4 protein-coding genes are annotated in these 2,766 nt (G+C 75.7%); 1 reads left to right on the forward strand and 3 read right to left on the reverse strand.

Annotation, left to right across the window (positions count from 1 at the left end):
* Positions 1-881: helix-turn-helix transcriptional regulator (locus MCBG_RS27435; RefSeq protein ID WP_043329167.1), on the forward strand; the 881-nt coding region annotated here is incomplete at its 5' end.
* A gap of 1 nt (position 882) precedes the next feature.
* Here MCBG_RS27435 and MCBG_RS27440 read toward each other — a convergent pair.
* Genes MCBG_RS27440 through MCBG_RS27450 form a run of 3 tightly spaced genes read right to left on the reverse strand, consistent with a single transcriptional unit; the run spans position 883 to position 2,662 of the window.
* Entirely contained in the window at positions 883-1,434 is a 552-nt protein-coding gene (locus MCBG_RS27440; protein WP_043329168.1) for a DsbA family protein, read from the reverse strand.
* Positions 1,431-1,928, reverse strand: coding sequence for a redoxin domain-containing protein (locus MCBG_RS27445; protein WP_043329170.1), 498 nt, complete (start codon positions 1,926-1,928; stop codon positions 1,431-1,433). The genes MCBG_RS27440 and MCBG_RS27445 overlap by 4 nt, the downstream gene beginning before the upstream one ends.
* Before the next feature lie 59 nt (positions 1,929-1,987).
* On the reverse strand, positions 1,988-2,662 hold the full coding sequence (locus MCBG_RS27450; RefSeq protein WP_043329172.1) for a BON domain-containing protein: 675 nt from the start codon (positions 2,660-2,662) through the stop codon (positions 1,988-1,990).
* Positions 2,663-2,766: the final 104 nt, after the last annotated feature.

Genomic DNA, 2,766 nt, shown 5'->3' on the forward strand with positions numbered 1-2,766 from the left:
ACCTGGCGCTGGCGCTCGTGGCCTGGCACCGGGACCGGCCCGCGGAGGCCGTGGCCCACCTGGCGCTGGCCGGTCCGGCCACCGCGGAGCCGGGGGGAGCGGCGCTGGCCGCGCTCTGCCGGGCCGGGCTGCTGGCCGACGGCGACGACCCGGCGGGCGCGCTGCGCACACTCGCCGGCGCGCGGGTGGTCGCGCCCGGCGCGGAGCTGGGTGGGTGGCTGGCCGCCGAGGAGGCGCAGGTACGCGCGGCGGCCGGTGACGCCGACGGCGCCCGGGCGCTGCTCGAAGCCACTGGTGACGGGCCGGCGCCGGCGCTGGCGTCCGCCCGGTTGCTGCTGCGCGCCGGTGACGCCCGCGCGGCCGAGCGGACGCTGCCCGACTGGGCCGGGCCCGGCGCGGCGGACTGGCCGCTGCCGGTGCGGCTGGGCGCCGGGCTGCTCGACGCGGTGCTGGCCGGGGGGTCCGGGGACGCCCGGCGGGCCGGGCGGGCGCTGGAGGAGGTGCTGGCGCTCGCCGAGCCGGACGGCTACCGGCGCGTCTTCACCCGGACCGACCCGGGGGTACGGGACCTGCTGGCCGCGCACCTGGACTCCGGGACCGCGTACTGGGCCACGGTGAGCGAACTGGTCCGGGGCGCGGACGCGCAGCCGGTCACCGGGCCGGCGGACGGCGCGGCGCGCGGGCTGGACGAGCCGCTCACCGAGCGGGAGCTGACCATCCTGCGGTACCTGCAGAGCATCCTGTCCAACGTGGAGATCGCCGCCGAGCTGTCGCTGTCGGTGAACACCGTCAAGACGCACGTGCGCAACATCTACCGCAAGCTCGACGCGACCCGCCGGCGGGACGCCGTCCGGCGGGCGCGTGAGCTGCGGTTGATCTGACTCAGGCGTCGGCGGCGGCGTCCACCACTGTCAGCAGTTCGGCCAGGTCGTAGCCGCCGTCGTGGCGGACGCCGTTGACGAACAGCGTCGGGGTGCCGTTGACGCCGCTGCGGATGCCGCCGACGAAGTCCTGCCGCACCCGGTCGGCGTACTCCTGGCGGCCGACCTCCGCGGCGATCTCGTCCGGCGACAGTCCGATCTGCTCGACGCCGAGCGACAGGTGCACCGGGTCGAGCTGGTCCTGGTGCTGGAAGAGCCAGTCGTACATCTCCCAGAACCGGCCCCGGGCGGCGGCCGCCTCGGCGGTCTCCGCCGCGCTCTCCGCGTACGGGTGGATGTTGGCGATCGGGAAGTGCCGGTACGCCAGCCGCACCACGTCGGCCCGCTGGCGCAGCACCTCGGTCAGGTTCGGGTACGCGGCGCCGCAGAACCGGCACTGGAAGTCGCCGTACTCGACGATCGTGACCGGCGCGTCCGCCGGCCCGCGGACGTGGTCGTGTTCGGTCACCGGGGTCCGCAGCCGCGCGGTGGTGACCTGAAGTGGCGTGGTCATCGGGCGCTCACCCGCCGATCCGCGTCCAGCCGCTCCAGCGCGTCGAGGATGCCGTCGACGCCCGGGTTCACCTCGGGCGGCGACAGGTGGCTCCAGGCCACCCGGCCGTCCGGGTCGATCACCACGAGCGCCCGGTCGGACTGCCCACGCGGCGCGTACGCGCCGTACCGGCGCGACACCTCGCCCTTGGGCTCGAAGTCGGCGAGCAGCGGGAACCGGATGCCCTGGCTCTCGGCGAACGCCCGGTGCGAGTCGACGCTGTCCACCGAGATGCCCAGCAGCACCGCGTCGTACCGCTCCAGTTCGGGCAGGGCTGCCTGGTAGAGGGCCATCTGCTCGCCGCAGACCGGTGACCAGTCGGCGGGATAGAAGGCCAGCACCACCGGACGGCCCCGGAACTGCCCGGGACCCACCTGTCGCCCGTCCGGCGCCGCCGGCAGCGTGAACCCGGGGGCGGCCCGCCCGGGTGTGATCAGCCCGTTCGGATCACTCATGCCTCCCACCATGGCGGGCGCCCGGGTGAGGCGGGCTCACCCGGGCGGGGTGGTTCGGCTCAGCGCACGACCAGGTGGTTGTGCACCTCCCGGATGCCGGGGGCGTTCCACACCACCCGCTCGATCTCCGCGCGCTCGCCGGGCGAGTGGACCTGCCCGCCGAGCACGATGGTGTCGCCGTGCACCCGGACGTCGACGCTCTCGGCCTCGGTGGCGGCGTTGCGCGCGAGCGCGTCCACGATCCGTTCGGCCAGGTCGTGGCCGTCGGCGCGGACCGCCGGGCGCACGGCGATCCCGTTGCTCACCCCGCGTACGCCGGTGAGCCGGGCGACCGACCGTTCGGCGGCCCGCCGCTGGTACTCCCACTCGACGTCGCCGTGCAGCGTGACCCAGCCGTCGGAGACCGTCACCTGCAGCGTCTCGACCGGCACGAACGCGTCCCATTCCAGCGCCCGTACGGCCGCGACGGCGATCTCCGGGTCCTCCCGGCCGGCCGCGGTGGCGATCTGGACGGCGAGGTCGTTGGCGACCGCGCGGACCCGGGCGGCCCGGTGCGCGGCCCGCTCGGCAGCCCACTTCTTGGCGTAGCTGTCCACCCGGCCGGTCAGCGTCACCACGCCCTCGGTGACGGTTACGCCGATCTCGTCCGGGCCGACCCGGGGCTCCCAGGTCAGTTCGTCGAGCACCGCGGACTGGATGTCCCGGTCGGTGCGCGTGATCGTGTCGGTGGCCATCCGGCTCTCCCTCCGTCGATGGCGGCGCGGGCACGCGGGTCCCGCACCCGCGATCCTGCGCGTGTCCGGGGTGACCGGCCCTCACCCGGTCCGGGTGGGGGAGA

It is taken from the genome of Micromonospora sp. M42 (assembly GCF_000568915.1).
GTDB classification, from domain to species: domain Bacteria; phylum Actinomycetota; class Actinomycetes; order Mycobacteriales; family Micromonosporaceae; genus Micromonospora; species Micromonospora chalcea.